The sequence below is a fragment of the Bacteroides sp. CACC 737 genome (assembly GCF_013874375.1).
In the GTDB taxonomy this organism is placed as follows: Bacteria; Bacteroidota; Bacteroidia; order Bacteroidales; family Bacteroidaceae; genus Bacteroides; species Bacteroides uniformis.
This window is the reverse complement of sequence record NZ_CP059408.1, coordinates 2254109-2268906: the sequence shown is the minus strand read 5'-3', so window position 1 is coordinate 2268906 and position 14798 is coordinate 2254109. Positions and strand designations below refer to the sequence as shown.

The window sequence follows — 14798 nt, the reverse complement described above, 5'->3', positions numbered from 1 at the left end:
ATACCTTCGTCCACCTTTATCTTATTATAGGCAATCACTCCATAGAATGAACTGCCGGATGTGATATTCGGCACCATGATGTTATTCCTTTTTAGTGAGATACTCTTTTTCGTACCGTTTTGTCAGCTCGATAATCTGTTTGCAGAGTTCCTCCAGCTTGCGGGTTTCTTCGGCCAGTTTATAAAGGAAGGCAAGTGATTTCTTTTCCCCATAAATGGTATGGATGGTCTTTACACACTGGTTGTAGTTGTTTCCGATACGGCGGAACTGCTGATAGAAAGAGGTCAGCCGGGCATAATATTCCTGCGCTTCCTTATCAATCCTCACTACCTTGAACTCTCAGCCGAAGATGCGGGCAAAGATAAATTCGGCCTTGTTCTTCATGCCGGACTGTTCAAACATCGTGAGAAACTTCTCGTTCTCACTGTCATTGAGACAGAGATAATAGCGGTGCGTGCGCGGGTCCGCCAGCACCTTGCGCCCTGCGGCGCTACGGATTCTTGTTTCATCTTTCATAACATGAATAATTTAGGAAGTTCGACTTGGGAGAACTGACATTCCCGAAAAGCCTTTCGGGGCGGGACTTTCAGCGGTTGGAAATATTTTCAACCGCTGAAAGTACACCTCGCTATATGCTGACGCATATTAAAATCCGGCTGTGCCGGATTAAAGGTCTGAAGGATTTGTCTTACGTTCTCTTACCGAGAACGGGCTGCGCTCTCCCTGCGACAAAGGTAGATAGTTTTTTCTGTCCGTGCATCATGGCGTATCACGCCAACACCCGCCAATGAATGACTTTGGAGCCGGGGGTACTTCATGGATGCTCTTTTTGAGGTTTATTTGTAGCCGGATAGCTATTTGAACGGATAAACAGATATGCAATCAGGTAGATATTCAAACAGGCATTTATCCGGATATATAGCTATACATATATATAAATGTATAGACGGATAAACAGCTATTCGGATAAATGGCTATGCAATCGGATATGTGAATAGCTATCCGAATATGTACATAGCTATATAGCTACATAGCCGAATAGACAGATAGCTGAATAGCTACATAATTAAATAGCCATGTAATAGAGTAGCTATATAAGTAGATAGCCGGATAGCCAAGTAGCCGCATAATTAAATTACTATATAGCTAATTGGACAAACAGATAACAGAATGAGTAACCGGACAGATGGCCCCAAAGACAGACGGCTGTTCATCTGGCTGTCTATAAATCAATTAATTCATTTAAATCAGTAACAATGGAAAAGAGAAAGAAAACCGTATTCGTTTCGTTCGCCTCCCAGAAGGGCGGCGTGGGTAAATCAACCTTTGCGATTTATGCGGCGTCGTGACTGCATTATGTGAAAGGTCTGAATGTGGCGATAGTGGATTGTGACTATCCGCAGCATTCAATCATCAAACAGAAAAAACGGGATATGGAAGTGGTAAAGACCACACCCGTCTATCAGAATCTTCTGGTGGAACAGGCCGGGCGGTTGAAGAAGAAGGCTTACCCTGTTATCGGCAGTACCCCGGCGGATTGCATGACGGACTGAAGGGCGTTTGAGGAAAAGGCAGACGTGCATTATGATGTGGTGCTGTTCGACCTGCCCGGAACAATGGGCAGTGACGGGGTGATTGCCACAATCAGTGCACTCGATTATCTGTTCGTACCGATAAAGGCAGACCGCCTTGTGCTGGAAAGCACGCTGAACTTTGCCACGACTGTCAATGACCGCCTGATAAGGACCGGCATCTCCAATCTGAAAGCCTTGTGCATGTTCTGGAATATGGTGGACCGGAGGGAACGTACCGTCTTATATGACATTTACCAGCAAGGTTTCTCCCTCCTGGGACTGGACTGTCTCCAAACCCGTGTCCCCGTGCGCAGTAACTTCACCAAAGACCTCTCCACTACGGGCGGCCCGGTTTACCGGAGCACCCTGTTTGCACCGGATGCGGGCTTTACGAAGGAGTGCGGCTTTGATGCGCTTATGGATGAAATCATGCGGACAATCAAAATTGTATAGTCATGGCAAAGAAAATGAGTGGACAGAATCCGGTGGATGAAGCCTACCTGCGCAGCCTGATGGCGGGTAGTCCGCCGGAAAAGGTAACACCGTCCATTCCCCCCAAAGAGGAAACGGACAGGGAAACGGCTGAAAAGGCAAAGACGGAATCTGAAGCGGAAGAGACGCCGGAAAAGGCCGCATCCAAAACGTTGAAAGCCGCACAGACCGAATTTATGAGGAGATTCCTCACCCCTTACAAATGCGAAGGCAGGCAGGGTGTCTATATAGACAAGGAACTACACCGGAAAATATCGGTCATCGTCGGCATTGCCGGTAAACGGCAGTTGACGGTGGGCAATTACATTGACAATGTATTGCGGGAACATTTCGAGAAACATTCGGATGAGGTGAAGGCATACTGCCAGAAGAGTTACAACAAAATCTTTTAAGCTATGGATATGCGATTATGTTATGAAGCCGGAGCGGTTCTGTTCTGGCTGCTGTTCGCCTATCTGTTCATGGACAAGTTCCTGTTCAGGGGGCAGCTTGGCGAGATATGTTTCGGGAAGGCACGCCGCCGCATGGCGAAAGCCCTGCGGGGTGCGGCAGGCTGGTTCGATCCGGTGAAGGAGGAACGGAAGAAGGGACGTGGACAGGCGAAAGGGAAAACGGGCAGGAAAGAGATTCCGACAGTCGTGAAAAGGCAGGAGAAAGAGCTTCCACCTGTCAAGGCGGCGATGAAGCCCACAGAAAAGACTGCGGAGAGAAGCAGTGAAAAAACGGTGGAAAAACAGTCGGAAACGGACAGCCTTGTCGTCACAAAAAGCTATGGGACACGCCAGCAGCCGCCAATGAACGCCACCGGTTCCGGGGCTATTGCAGGTAAGGAAAATGCCTCTACTTTTGCTGGCAGAAACGGGGACACGACACCGCCAAAGGCTGCACAAGTGCCGCCGGAGCGCATCCCGGATCTGTTCCGGGACAAGCGTGTGGAAGAGTGGCGGGCTTCCCCGGACGGGAGTTCCGGCGGACATGAAGGCGATGACGGACAGAGAGGAAACGGTGACGGAGTGGATACCGACGAGTTGAACGAAGAACTGGAAGATCTGAACTGTGTCCGCGAAGATTATTCGGACGGGGCAACCGGCATAGGGCCGGAAGAGCTTGATTTAATCATCGACCTCTGCAACGGCAGGGAGATTCCGACAGACAGACGATTGTCCCTTTTAAGGGCGATCCACCATATCAGGGATACGCAGATTGAACGCTCGATACTGGAAAGTATCAATGGCAGCGACAGCCGTATCAGCAAATTTCTGGATGAAGTCGAGCAAATGGGCGGGGCTGCTCCGGACAGTGACTAACCGATTAAAAAAGGAGGTAACAATGGCAAGAGGCTATTTCGATACGGGTTGATGCCCGTATCACTGTAAAAAGAGAGAACCGGCAGGAATACCAACAACAAAACGTATCATCCATGTTTATGACGTATTTCGATTCAAGTTGACAAACGGCGGCTTCCCCTTATGGGGGAAACGTACCGACTCCCGGAGAGACAGTCATTCCATTAACTTATCCATAAAACGACAGCGGCAATGACAAAAGGCCATTACGATTCGGGATGACAGACCGCTTGCGGCATTCACCCGGTAAGACAACAGGAACTATTCACCATTAAATTTTATTTGTATGAACATAGGACTGGTAGATGTGGACGGGCATAACTTCCCCAATTTCGCACTGATGCGCCTTTCGGCCTGTTACAAGGCAAAAGGGCACCGGGTGGAATGGGCGGCACCGCGACAGCGGTATGACAAGGTATTGGCAAGCAAGGTATTCACCTTCACGCCTGATTATGACTATGACCTGCTGGATGTGGGGGAAGTGGTAAGGGGCGGCACCGGGTATGACATAGCCGGCAGGCTTCCCGAAGCAGTGGAGAACAGCCGGATGATGGACTATTCCATTTACCCCGAATACCCTTTTTCGCTCCAGTTCTTTTCAAGAGGCTGCATCCGCAAGTGTCCTTTCTGCCTCGTCCGTGAGAAAGAAGGATACATTCAGACCGTGGAACCGGTGGAACTGAACCCGAAAGGGAAATGGATTGAGGTGCTGGACAACAATTTCTTTGCGAACCCGCAGTGAAGGAGTGCGGTAAGCTATCTGATGAAAGCGGGCCAGCCCGTGAAGCTGCACGGCGTGGACGTAAGGATTATGGACGAGGAACAGGCCTGGCACCTGAACAGGCTCAGGATGAAGCAGAACATCCATATCGCATGGGACCTGCCGCAGCTTGACCTGAGGGACCGCCTGAAAGAGATGGTAAAGCACGTGAAGCCCTACAAGATAACCTGTTACGTACTGATAGGATTCAATTCGACCATTGAGCAGGACCTGTTCCGGTTAAATGTACTCAGGGAACTGGGAATTACCCCCTTTGTCATCCCTTTCCGGGATTATGGAAATGAACGGACGCCTACGCGGTACGAGCGTGACCTTGCCCGGTGGGCGAACCGGATGTGGCTGTTCAAATCCTCCTCCTTTGAGAACTATATGCCCCGCAAGGGATTCAAGTGTGGGGAATATTTGAAATAAACCGATAAGGACAGTAAAGACAATGAGAGCAAAAGGCTATTACGATTCGGGATGATTCAGACCCTCATCCCGGGAGAGAATTAACAATGAAGTTTCACCATTCAATCATGTAACCATGCGAAAGATGTATTTTGACTCCGGCTGATTGCCTGCCGGAACTTACCCCCTGAACCATTAAACCATAAGCGGCTGCGGGCTGCCTTATGGGGATAGTGCAAGGGGTAGCCCGTGGCTTTTTAAATCACTTAAAAATCACGGAATTCAATGAAACAGAAAAGATTGATTATGATGCTGGCCGTACTGGCGGCAGCGGGTGCGGCAATGGCACAAGGAAACGGACAGGCGGGCATCACGGAAGCCACGCAGTTGGTGACGGGATATTTTGACCCGGGCACGAAACTGGTGTACGCGGTGGGTGCCATTATCGGCCTGATAGGCGGCGTCAAGGTCTACCAGAAATTCAGTTCGGGCGACCCCGACACCTCGAAAACCGCCAGCTCATGGTTCGGAGCCTGCATTTTCCTGATAGTGGCCGCCACTATCCTGAGGTCATTCTTCCTCTAAGAACAGATAAAAGACAATAGCTTATGTCTGACTTTGAGATAAACAAAGGCGTGGGCCGTGAGGTGGAGTTCAAAGGGCTCCGTGCCCAGTACCTTTTTATTTTTGCTTTCGGGCTGCTTGCCGTGTTCGTGGTGTTCGTCATCATGTACACGGCGGGCATCGGGCAATGGACGTGTATCGGCTTCGGGGTATCGGCTGCCACGGCAGTGGTCTGGCTGACCTTTTCGCTGAACCGGCGTTTCGGCAGCCACGGACTGATGAAGCTCCTTGCCGCCCGGCAGCATCCCAGGAGAATCCTCTCACGCAAACGTATCACACGTCTGATTAAAAAACAACAATCGTAAATCATGAGAAGTACATTGACAACATCCACACTGGAAAGCAAATTCCCCGTCATGGCGGTGGAGCACGGCTGCATCGTCAGCAAGGACGCCGACATCACGGTGGCTTTCCGGGTGACACTGCCGGAAGTGTTTTCGGTATCATCCGCGGAATATGAGGCGATGCACGCCACATGAGCCAAGGCAATCAAGGTATTGCCGAACTATTCAATCATCCACAAGCAGGATATTTTCATCACGGAGAAATACAGGCCCGACATCGGAAAAGACGGCCCGGGCTTCCTCTCCCGCAGTTTTGAACGCCACTTCAACGAACGGCCCTACCTCAACCACACCTGCTACCTGTTTCTCACCAAGACCACCAGGGAACGCTCCCGGCAGCAGAGCAACTGGAACACGCTGTGCCGGAAATTTCTGGTGCCGAAGGAGATACAGGACAGGGAGACGATGGAGCGTTTCATGGAGTCGGTGGGACAGTTCGAGAGTATCGTGAATGACAGCGGCCTTGCCAGGCTGGAGCGGCTGTCCACGGAAGAGATAACGGGAACGGAAGACGGCCCGGGCATCATCGAGAGGTACCTGACCCTGTCTTCGGACGGAAGCGTCATGTTGCAGGACATGCAGCTGAACCCGGACGGGATGCGTATCGGCGACAAACGGCTCTGCCTGCATACCCTTTCCGACCTCGACGACCTGCCGGGCAGGGTACGGACCGACGGACGCTATGAGCGTCTTTCCACGGACCGCTCGGACTGCCGCCTGAGCTATGCCTCGCCCGTGGGTATCATGCTTCCCTGCGACCATATCTACAACCAGTGGATATTCATAGACGACAGCAGCGAGAACCTCGCCCGTTTTGAGAAGACGGCGAAGAACATGCAGTCGCTTTCACGCTACAGCCGGAGCAACCAGATAAACAAGGAATGGCTGGACGAATACCTGAACGTGGCGCACACCAACGGGCTGCAATCCGTCCGCTGCCATTGCAACGTGATTGCATGGGCCGAAAACGGGGATGAGCTGCGGCGGGTGAAGAACGACGTGGGCAGCGCACTGGCGCTGATGGAATGCACACCCCGCCATAATACCACCGACCTGCCGGTCCTTTACTGGGCGGGCATACCGGGAAACGAGGCGGACTTCCCTTCGGAAGAGAGCTTCTACACGTTCACCGAACAGGCACTATGCTTCTTTACGGCAGAAACCTGCTACCGGAACTCGCTCTCCCCCTTCGGGCTGCGCATGGTGGACCGGCTGACGGGAAAGCCCGTCTTCCTCGACATATCCGACCTGCCCATGAAAAAAGGGGTGGTGACCAACCGGAACAAGTTCATCCTCGGCCCGTCGGGCAGCGGAAAGAGCTTTTTCACCAACCATATGGTGAGGCAGTATTGGGAACAGGGCACGCACATCCTGCTGGTGGATACCGGAAATTCATACAAGGGGCTGTGCGACCTGATCCGCCGGAAGACGAACGGGGATGACGGAGTTTATTTCACTTACCAGGAAAATGACCCGATTTCCTTCAATCCGTTCTTCACCGAGGATTACCGGTATGACATCGAGAAGCGGGACAGCATCAAGACGCTGATTCTGACCTTATGGAAAAGGGAGGACGAACCGCCCCGGCGCTCGGAAGAGGTGGCGCTCTCGAACGCAGTCAGCCTGTATATCGAGAAGATAAAGAAGAACCGGAAGATAAAGCCGAACTTCAACTCGTTCTATGACTTTGTAAGGAAAGACTACCGCAAGGTGCTGGCGGACAAGAACGTGCGCGAGAAGGACTTTGACGTGGACGGTTTTCTGAACGTGCTGGAACCCTATTACAAGAACGGCGAATACGGGTATCTGCTGAACTCGGACAAGGAACTGGATTTACTGAACAAGCGGTTCATCGTATTCGAACTGGATGTCGTGAAGGATAATCCCGTCCTTTTTCCGGTGGTGACTATCATTATTATGGAGACTTTCATTAATAAAATGAGACGCTTGCAGGGCATCCGCAAGATGATACTGATTGAGGAAGCATGAAAGGCAATCGCCAAGGAAGGTATGGCCTCTTATATTAAATATTTGTTTAAGACGGTCAGAAAATTTTTCGGCGAAGCGGTTGTGGTGACGCAGGAAGTGGACGACATCATATCGAGTCCGGTTGTAAAGGAGACAATCATCAACAATTCGGACTGCAAGATACTGCTTGACCAACGAAAGTACCAGAACAAGTTCGACCAGATACAGAACCTGCTCGGCCTGACGGACAAGGAACGCTCACAGATACTTTCCATCAATCTTGCCAATGCGGCCAACCGGCTTTATAAAGAGGTCTGGATAGGGCTTGGCGGTACACAAAGTGCGGTATATGCGACAGAAGTTTCGGCTGAAGAATACCTTTGCTACACCACAGAAGAGACTGAAAAACTGGAACTTACCAGGCTTACGGAAAAGCTGGATGGAAACATCGAGCTGGCTATCAGACAGCTTGCCGAAAACAAGCGGCAGGAAAACAAACAATCCTTTAATCCATAAAACACAATGAGTAAGAAAGATTTATTAAGCCAATGCAGGGAAGCGCTCGGAGACGCCACCCTGACCAATCTGGACCTGCTGAACCTGATTGGGGAGATGAGAAAGGAACTGGAACATGACCGCATCTGCGGGCACTGAATGAACAGGGAAGGCAGCTCGACGCTGACCATCCGTAAATCCAACTGGGTGACGGACGGCTTCAAGGGATACAAGGCCACGCTGTTCGCCGGAGAAAGGGCCTACGTTGAAATCAATATCCCGCTGCGCGGTGGTGACGATCTTTTCCTGCACGGGAACAGGGATGCCGGATGCATCGGGTATTTTTCAGGCAGCGAGGTGTTGCTGTTCGGCAGTTACGGTCTGTTTGCCCGTGATGACGACAGCCGGTATTTACTGACTAAAGAAAGGAGATAGGGCATGAAGAAGAGAACGATAATTTTGTTTATGGCATTGTCATCCCTTTCAGTGACAAGCAAGGCGCAATGGACGGTGATAGACCCCACGAATCTCGCACAGAGTATCGTGAACTCGGCCAATGAAATCGTACAGACTTCCACAACTGCACAGAACATGTGGAGTAATTTTCAGGAGACTGTAAAGATTTATAAGCAAGGGAAGGCTTATTACGATGGTGCGCCCGTATAGGCGATATAATAAATATAGCATTGGCAAGCTATTAGGTAAGTGTTCCAATATTTACCTATCATCACCAGCTTATCTGCCCACGAAAGGACGGCAGGGAGTATAGCACGCTGGAAAGCCATAAGTCAATTAGTTATCAAATTGCAACTGAATGGTGAGATGAAACAGATAGATACGAGGATAAAATCCAAACTGATTGAATGATAGTCCAAGTGAACCCAGTATGTTTTATAGTGAAAGATAACTTAACTCGCTATACCGTAATACCTCTGTTGCGAGCGTCGTGTAGTAGAGGCAGGAACAAATTACGGCACAACCGCAGTAAGCGGTAACGGGCGGAAGTCATATCCGATAATCTATCATAGCCATGTTATTATATCGTAAACGGGGATTGCCTAAATCGGAACGCCGCAAGGCTATTAGGTACAGACCTATGAAAATCCGACAAGGCAACGGAGCTTCCGTAGTAGTCTGAGCAGGGGAAAGCCCTGTACATGGCGAAGGGAAGCAGCTAATAATTTTAATGCAAATAACGGAAAATGTGAGAGACATTATGAGAAGTCCAGAGTATGTATTAAACAGTCTAACGGAACACAGTGAAAATTTGAATTACAAGTTCGAACGCTTGTACCGTATCTTTTTCAATGAGGAAATGTATTACGTTGCCTACCAACGCATATATGCGAAACCGGGCAATATGACAGCAGGTGCAGATGGGAAAACCATTGACCAAATGAGCCTGAACCGAATTGAACAACTGATAACATCGTTGAAAGATGAGAGTTATCAGCCCCAACCCTCAAAACGGGTGTATATCCCAAAGAAAAATGGGAAAATGCGTCCATTAGGTGTACCAGCTTTTAACGATAAATTATTGCAGGAAGTGGTCAGAATGATATTGGAAGCCATCTATGAAAGACAGTTTGAAAAAACGTCGCATGGCTTCCGACCCCTAAGAAGCTGCCACACTGCCTTGTCTGATATTCAGAAGACATTTTCGGGCGTGAAATGGTTCGTAGAAGGTGATATTAAGGGATTTTTCGACAATATCAATCATGAGATACTGATAGGTATTCTGAAAGAACGTATCGCTGACGAAAGATTTATTCGCTTGATTAGAAAATTTCTGAATGCAGGATATATCGAAGACTGGAACTTTCATAACTCCTACAGCGGAACACCGCAAGGCGGAATTGTCAGCCCTATCTTGGCAAACATATACCTTGATAAGTTGGATAAATTCATGAAGGAATACACTGAAAAATTTGATAAGGGGAAAGAACGGAAAAGAACCAAACAGGCAGTATCACTTGAAGGCAAACGACACCGTATTCTGAAAAAGTTGAAAGTGGTAAAAGACAAAAATGAAAGGTCAGAATTGATAAGACAATATAAGGCTTATCAAAAAGAAGGTTTGCAGTATTCTGATGGTGACGAAATGGATATGAACTACAGAAAACTCAAATACGTGAGATATGCGGATGATTTTCTAATTGGAATCATTGGCAGTAAACAAGATGCTATCATCATCAAAGAGGACATAAAGAACTTCCTCTATGAAAAGTTGGCTCTTACACTGTCCGATGAGAAAACACTTATCACCCATGCTGAAAACGCTGCAAAATTTCTCGGATATGAGATTTTTGTAAGGAAATCCAATGACACCAAAAGAAGCAAATACGGAGTACTAAGACGTGTCTTCAATAAGAGGATACAATTGGCACTTGGAAAGGATACGTTTAAGAAAAAGTTGCTCGAATATCGTGTTTTAGAAATAAAGATACACAACGGCAAGGAGTATTGGAAAGCAAAATCCCGTCCCAAACTTTCAAACAACAATGACTTTGAGATACTTGACAGGTACAACAAGGAAATAAAGGGCATTTACAATTACTATTGTTTGGCTAATAATTGTAGTAGTCTGTCAAAACTTGGGTATATCATGAAATATAGTATGTACAAAACATTTGCGCAGAAATATCGGACAACGATGTCGCAAATCCGAAAAAAGTACACCAAGAATGGACTTTTTTCAGTTAGATACTATTTAAAGAACGGTACTGCCAAAGACTTGACCTTTTATCATGGTGGGTTCAAAAAGAAAAATCCAATGAACATTAAGGATTTAGACAACTTGCCCAAATTCACATATCATCCTACAAACACAAGTCTTATAGATAGGCTGAAAGCGGAAAAATGTGAATTATGTGGAGCAGTCGATAAGTTAGTGATGCACCATGTGAGAAAATTAAAAAATCTTCAAGGGAAAACTACCTGCGAAAAACAAATGATGGCTCGCAAACGAAAGACTATTGCCATATGTGGTAAGTGTTACAAAAAACTCAGTAACAATGAATAGATTGATATTATTAGTAGAAAGCCGGATACGCGGAGACGTGTACGTCCGGTTTGGGGGCGAGCTTCCGAAAACCCACCGTAGTAATACGGCAGGGCGTTGGATGCTTAGCCTACCACTGAAATCCGTGAACAATCTGGTAAAGGACGCCCGGAAGGTACAGCAGACCATCCTGATGGTGGGTGACATCAGCGACATCTACGTGACGAACTTCAACACGATGACGGGCGACCCCAACTTTACGGTGGAAGAGCTATCGGCCATCGCTTTCGGGTACAACAGACTGCTCAAGGAAAGCAGCGACCTGCTGCTGGACTTGAAGGAAGTGACCACGGCAACCGGACTCTCGATGACGGACAAGGAACGGCTGGACATCATCAACCGGATATACGGCGAGGTGCTGGAATACAAGAACCTGACATGGTACTATACCCGCAAGAACATCGGCGTGTCGTACCTGCGGAGCAAGGAAAAGGGGGATGCCGCACGGGTGCTCTCCCTGTACGGGACACACGAGCAGCGTTACTGGTAATCATTCATCCGTTAAATCAAGAAGACTATGTTATTATTATCAATAGACTGGACAAACCTTCACGAGCTTCTGCGCTCGCTGTATGATGAAATGATGCCGCTGTGTGAAGACATGGCTTCGGTAGCGAAGGGAGTGGCGGGCCTCGGTGCCTTGTTCTATGTGGCCTACCGGGTATGGCAGTCCCTTGCCCGGGCCGAGCCGATAGACGTGTTCCCCCTGTTCCGGCCCTTCGTGCTGGGCCTTTGCATCATGTTTTTTCCGACTATGGTACTGGGTACAATCAACGGGATTCTTTCTCCCGTATGCAAAGCGACTTCCTCACTGGTCGAACAGCAGACCTTCGACATGAGGAAATACCAGGAAGAGAAAGACAGGCTGAAACGCGAGGCGATGCTGCGTGACCCGGCGAAGGCCTTCCTGGTGAGCGACGAGGCGTATGACAAGAGGCTGGACGAACTGGGCTGGTCGCTGGGGGACATGGACACGATGATAAACATGTACGGACAGAAGAAGATATACGAACTCGGCGAGAAAATCCGGGGATGGTTCCGCGAACTGCTGGAACTCTTCTTCCAGGCGGCCTCGCTGCTGATAGACACGCTGAGGACCTTCTTCCTGATCGTACTGTCCATCCTGGGACCTGTCTCCTTCGCGCTGGCCGTCTATGACGGATTCCAGAGCACGCTGACCACCTGGCTGTCCCGGTATATCTGCATCTATCTGTGGCTGCCGGTGAGTGACCTGTTCGGAGCGGTCCTCTCACGCATACAGATACTGATGTTACAGCAGGACATAGAGAATATGCAGGACCCGGCATTCATACCGGACTCGTCGGGGAAAGTATATTGTATTTTCATGATTATAGGTATCATCGGTTACTTCTGTGTCCCCACCGTTTCATCGTGGATTATCCAGGCGGGCGGTGCCGGAGCTTACGGGCAGAAGGCAAACGGTGCCGGAAAGATGGCCGGTAACGGTGCTGCGGCGGTAGGTGGTGCAGCAGGCGGAGCGATAGCCGGACGTATCAGGAAAATGTTCTAACCTTACATCAATAATTGTATAACGACAACATTAAAAACAGAAGAAGAAAATGGAATTCAAATCATTAAAAAACATCGAGACATCGTTCCGGCAGCTACGGCTGTTCGGGATGATATTCCTGGGGGCGTGTACGCTGGTAACGGTATTTGCCGTATGAAAGGCTTATGATTTCGCCGAGGCGCAGCGACAGAAAATCTATGTGTTGGACGGCGGAAAATCACTGATGCTGGCCCTTTCGCAGGACGTGCAGCAGAACCGTCCGGTGGAAGCGAGGGAACATATCAGGCGTTTCCACGAGCTGTTCTTCTCCCTGTCACCGGACAAGAGCGCCATTGAAAGCAATGTGCAGCGTGCCCTTTACCTTTCGGATGAAAGCGCCATCGGCTACTACCGGAACTTGCAGGAAAAAGGCTATTTCAACCGGATGATAGCGGGAAACATCTCGCAGACACTGACGGTGGACAGCATAAGGGGAAACTTCGACAGTTATCCCTACCGGATGAAGGCTTATTGCCGGCAGCACATCATCCGTTCGAGCAGCGTTACCGAAAGGTCGCTTGTCACCACCTGCCGTCTGAGGAACGTCACCCGGAGTGACAACAACCCGCAGGGCTTTCTGATAGAGAGTTTTACCATCATCGAAAACAGGGACATCGGACAGTATGAAAGATAAGGGGATAAAAAAGGTCTTCCACCCGTTCAGAACGGGGATAGACCGCCATATGGCCGGACTCCGCAGACGCTGGCTGCGGTTGAGCTGCCGGCAGCAAAAGGTTATCATCCTTTACCTGCTCGGACTCTTCGCCGCCATCGACCTTGCCTGCATCGTGGGCGGTTTCTGCGGAACAGACAAATTTCCGATTGAGGTACGGCATCTCCAAAGGATTGCGTTTCCCCAGACGGACAGTATCCAACCATTAAAAAACAATATATCCAATGACACAATCCGATAAGAAAGAAAAGGATAAGGAAATGCGGAAAGCGGAGTCCGTACCCGAAAAGGGGAAACAGTTAAGCCGCAAGGCTGCCGACAAGCTGAAATTCTATGGCGTGGCGGCTGTTCTGTCCCTGCTTTGCGCCGGGTTCATCTGGTTTATCTTCAAGCCGGACACAACGGAAACGGTGGAAGGGACGGCTGGCATCAATACAACGATACCCGACGCTATCGCACCGGAAACGATGACCGACAAACAGAAAGCTTACGAACTGGAGCGGATGAAGAAGCGCAGGCAGGAAAAGGTAAGAACCTTGCAGGACATAGCGGGCGATTACCTGATACCGGACACGTCGGACGGGCTGAAGCCGGAAAAGGCGGCACCGGAACAGGACGCTATCCGGGAGTCACGGCAACAGCAACAACAAATATCAAGACAGATAGCCTCGTTCTATCAGGAACCGAAAGACAATCCCAGGGTAAGCGATCTGGAACGGCAGGTGAAGGAGCTTAATGAAAAGCTGGAACGGGAACGGAAGGGACAAGATCCGCTGGAACTGATGGAAAAGTCGTATGAGATGGCGGCACGCTATTTTCCCGGTCAGGCGGGCGGGCAGGTGAAAAGCATACAGTCGGGCGGTCCGTCCGGCAACCCTGCCGCCATAGCCGCCGGACGTGCCACGGAAAGCGTGGTCTCGTCGCTGGCTGCGCCATCGGCTCCCGACACGATACCCCGCAATTACGGTTTTGCCACGGCGGTAGGTGCCGGACAGCCTGCCGGAACCAATACGATACGTGCCTGCGTGGCTGAAGACCAGACGGTGACCACCGGGGCATGACTGAAGTTCCGGCTGCTGGAACCGCTGCAAGTGGGCGGCGTGCCTGTGCCTGCCAATACTCCGCTATATGGCACGGTGCGTATCGAGGGGCAACGGATGGCGGTCACGGTAAACTCCATAGAGAGCGGCGGCAATATCTTGCCGGTGGAACTGGTGGCTTACGATATGGACGGGCAGGAAGGGCTTTTCGTCCCGAACACAGCGGAACGTACCGCCATGAAGGAAGCCGCCGCCAATATCGGGGGCAGTTTCGGGACAAGCATCTCATTCGCACGCAGTGCCTCGCAGCAACTGGTCATGGACGTGACAAGGGGCGTGCTTGGCGGCGGGTCGCAATACCTGGCCACAAAGATGCGTGAGGTGAAGGTGGTCGTGAAAGCAAATTATCAACTTCTATTAATCTCAAAAAAACAGTAATC

General features: G+C 49.8%; 16 protein-coding genes and 4 pseudogenes. 19 read left to right on the top strand and 1 reads right to left on the bottom strand.

What is annotated here, in order from left to right:
- Positions 1-81 precede the first annotated feature (81 nt).
- Positions 82-516, bottom strand: a pseudogene (gene mobA, locus H1A11_RS19110) (conjugal transfer protein MobA).
- Between the two features lie 842 nt (positions 517-1358).
- Here mobA and H1A11_RS09905 point away from each other — a divergent pair.
- From H1A11_RS09905 to traM, 19 genes and pseudogenes are all read left to right on the top strand, one after another.
- Complete coding sequence (locus H1A11_RS09905; RefSeq protein WP_025867500.1) at positions 1359-1553, top strand: hypothetical protein; 195 nt, start codon at positions 1359-1361, stop codon at positions 1551-1553.
- Positions 1554-1616: 63 nt separating this feature from the next.
- On the top strand, positions 1617-2027 hold the full coding sequence (locus H1A11_RS09900) for a ParA family protein (protein WP_025867501.1): 411 nt from the start codon (positions 1617-1619) through the stop codon (positions 2025-2027).
- Between the two features lie 2 nt (positions 2028-2029).
- A complete protein-coding gene (locus H1A11_RS09895; RefSeq protein WP_120027388.1) occupies positions 2030-2458 on the top strand; it encodes a DUF3408 domain-containing protein in 429 nt (142 codons plus the stop codon).
- Positions 2459-2461: 3 nt separating this feature from the next.
- Entirely contained in the window at positions 2462-3373 is a 912-nt protein-coding gene (locus H1A11_RS09890) for a hypothetical protein (protein ID WP_060385853.1), read from the top strand.
- A 325-nt stretch (positions 3374-3698) separates the two neighbouring features.
- A complete protein-coding gene (locus H1A11_RS09885) occupies positions 3699-4154 on the top strand; it encodes a hypothetical protein (RefSeq protein WP_008781884.1) in 456 nt (151 codons plus the stop codon).
- 21 nt (positions 4155-4175) lie between these two features.
- Positions 4176-4604 (top strand): hypothetical protein, encoded by a 429-nt coding sequence (locus tag H1A11_RS09880; RefSeq protein WP_025867503.1) that lies wholly within the window; start codon positions 4176-4178, stop codon positions 4602-4604.
- A 264-nt stretch (positions 4605-4868) separates the two neighbouring features.
- Positions 4869-5168 carry a DUF4134 domain-containing protein gene (locus H1A11_RS09875; RefSeq protein WP_005682322.1) on the top strand — a complete coding sequence of 100 codons (300 nt, stop codon included), beginning with the start codon at positions 4869-4871 and terminating at the stop codon, positions 5166-5168.
- Between the two features lie 23 nt (positions 5169-5191).
- Positions 5192-5512 carry a DUF4133 domain-containing protein gene (locus tag H1A11_RS09870; RefSeq protein WP_008781886.1) on the top strand — a complete coding sequence of 107 codons (321 nt, stop codon included), beginning with the start codon at positions 5192-5194 and terminating at the stop codon, positions 5510-5512.
- Between the two features lie 3 nt (positions 5513-5515).
- Positions 5516-8035 (top strand): annotated as a pseudogene (locus H1A11_RS09865) (TraG family conjugative transposon ATPase).
- 6 nt (positions 8036-8041) lie between these two features.
- Positions 8042-8173 (top strand): hypothetical protein, encoded by a 132-nt coding sequence (locus H1A11_RS19105; RefSeq protein ID WP_005655090.1) that lies wholly within the window; start codon positions 8042-8044, stop codon positions 8171-8173.
- Positions 8174-8449: a hypothetical protein gene (locus tag H1A11_RS09860; RefSeq protein ID WP_060386368.1), complete on the top strand. Its 276-nt coding sequence runs from the start codon at positions 8174-8176 to the stop codon at positions 8447-8449. It begins immediately after the preceding gene.
- A gap of 3 nt (positions 8450-8452) precedes the next feature.
- A pseudogene (locus tag H1A11_RS09855) lies at positions 8453-8668 on the top strand (DUF4141 domain-containing protein); the annotation flags it as partial.
- Positions 8669-9230: 562 nt separating this feature from the next.
- Positions 9231-11036, top strand: coding sequence for a reverse transcriptase/maturase family protein (locus H1A11_RS09850; protein WP_120027392.1), 1806 nt, complete (start codon positions 9231-9233; stop codon positions 11034-11036).
- A complete protein-coding gene (locus tag H1A11_RS09845) occupies positions 11029-11565 on the top strand; it encodes a conjugal transfer protein TraI (RefSeq protein ID WP_181757157.1) in 537 nt (178 codons plus the stop codon). Before H1A11_RS09850 ends, H1A11_RS09845 begins: the two co-directional genes overlap by 8 nt.
- A gap of 27 nt (positions 11566-11592) precedes the next feature.
- Positions 11593-12606, top strand: a complete 1014-nt coding sequence (gene traJ, locus H1A11_RS09840; protein ID WP_008781892.1) for a conjugative transposon protein TraJ — start codon at positions 11593-11595, stop codon at positions 12604-12606.
- A 49-nt stretch (positions 12607-12655) separates the two neighbouring features.
- A pseudogene (gene traK, locus H1A11_RS09835) lies at positions 12656-13279 on the top strand (conjugative transposon protein TraK).
- A complete protein-coding gene (locus H1A11_RS09830; protein ID WP_060386371.1) occupies positions 13269-13559 on the top strand; it encodes a hypothetical protein in 291 nt (96 codons plus the stop codon). Before traK ends, H1A11_RS09830 begins: the two are co-directional and overlap by 11 nt.
- The gene (locus H1A11_RS09825; protein ID WP_060386372.1) at positions 13543-14379 is read left to right on the top strand and encodes a conjugative transposon protein TraM; all 837 of its coding nucleotides are present in this window, start codon (positions 13543-13545) and stop codon (positions 14377-14379) included. Before H1A11_RS09830 ends, H1A11_RS09825 begins: the two co-directional genes overlap by 17 nt.
- A 30-nt stretch (positions 14380-14409) precedes the next feature.
- Positions 14410-14796, top strand: coding sequence for a conjugative transposon protein TraM (gene traM / locus H1A11_RS19740; protein ID WP_060386373.1), 387 nt, complete (start codon positions 14410-14412; stop codon positions 14794-14796).
- The last annotated feature ends 2 nt before the right edge of the window (positions 14797-14798 follow it).

Bases quoted from the DNA above. Each gene is read 5' to 3' on its own strand.
- H1A11_RS09830 (WP_060386371.1), top strand. From the start codon at position 13,269: ATGAAAGATAAGGGGATAAAAAAGGTCTTCCACCCGTTCAGAACGGGG.
- H1A11_RS09890 (WP_060385853.1), top strand. From the start codon at position 2,462: ATGGATATGCGATTATGTTATGAAGCCGGAGCGGTTCTGTTCTGGCTG.
- H1A11_RS09895 (WP_120027388.1), top strand. From the start codon at position 2,030: ATGGCAAAGAAAATGAGTGGACAGAATCCGGTGGATGAAGCCTACCTG.
- H1A11_RS09885 (WP_008781884.1), top strand. From the start codon at position 3,699: ATGAACATAGGACTGGTAGATGTGGACGGGCATAACTTCCCCAATTTC.
- H1A11_RS09825 (WP_060386372.1), top strand. From the start codon at position 13,543: ATGACACAATCCGATAAGAAAGAAAAGGATAAGGAAATGCGGAAAGCG.
- H1A11_RS09900 (WP_025867501.1), top strand. From the start codon at position 1,617: ATGGGCAGTGACGGGGTGATTGCCACAATCAGTGCACTCGATTATCTG.
- H1A11_RS09845 (WP_181757157.1), top strand. From the start codon at position 11,029: ATGAATAGATTGATATTATTAGTAGAAAGCCGGATACGCGGAGACGTG.
- H1A11_RS09860 (WP_060386368.1), top strand. From the start codon at position 8,174: ATGAACAGGGAAGGCAGCTCGACGCTGACCATCCGTAAATCCAACTGG.
- H1A11_RS09870 (WP_008781886.1), top strand. From the start codon at position 5,192: ATGTCTGACTTTGAGATAAACAAAGGCGTGGGCCGTGAGGTGGAGTTC.
- H1A11_RS09875 (WP_005682322.1), top strand. From the start codon at position 4,869: ATGAAACAGAAAAGATTGATTATGATGCTGGCCGTACTGGCGGCAGCG.
- H1A11_RS09850 (WP_120027392.1), top strand. From the start codon at position 9,231: ATGAGAAGTCCAGAGTATGTATTAAACAGTCTAACGGAACACAGTGAA.
- traJ (WP_008781892.1), top strand. From the start codon at position 11,593: ATGTTATTATTATCAATAGACTGGACAAACCTTCACGAGCTTCTGCGC.
- H1A11_RS09880 (WP_025867503.1), top strand. From the start codon at position 4,176: ATGAAAGCGGGCCAGCCCGTGAAGCTGCACGGCGTGGACGTAAGGATT.
- H1A11_RS19105 (WP_005655090.1), top strand. From the start codon at position 8,042: ATGAGTAAGAAAGATTTATTAAGCCAATGCAGGGAAGCGCTCGGAGAC.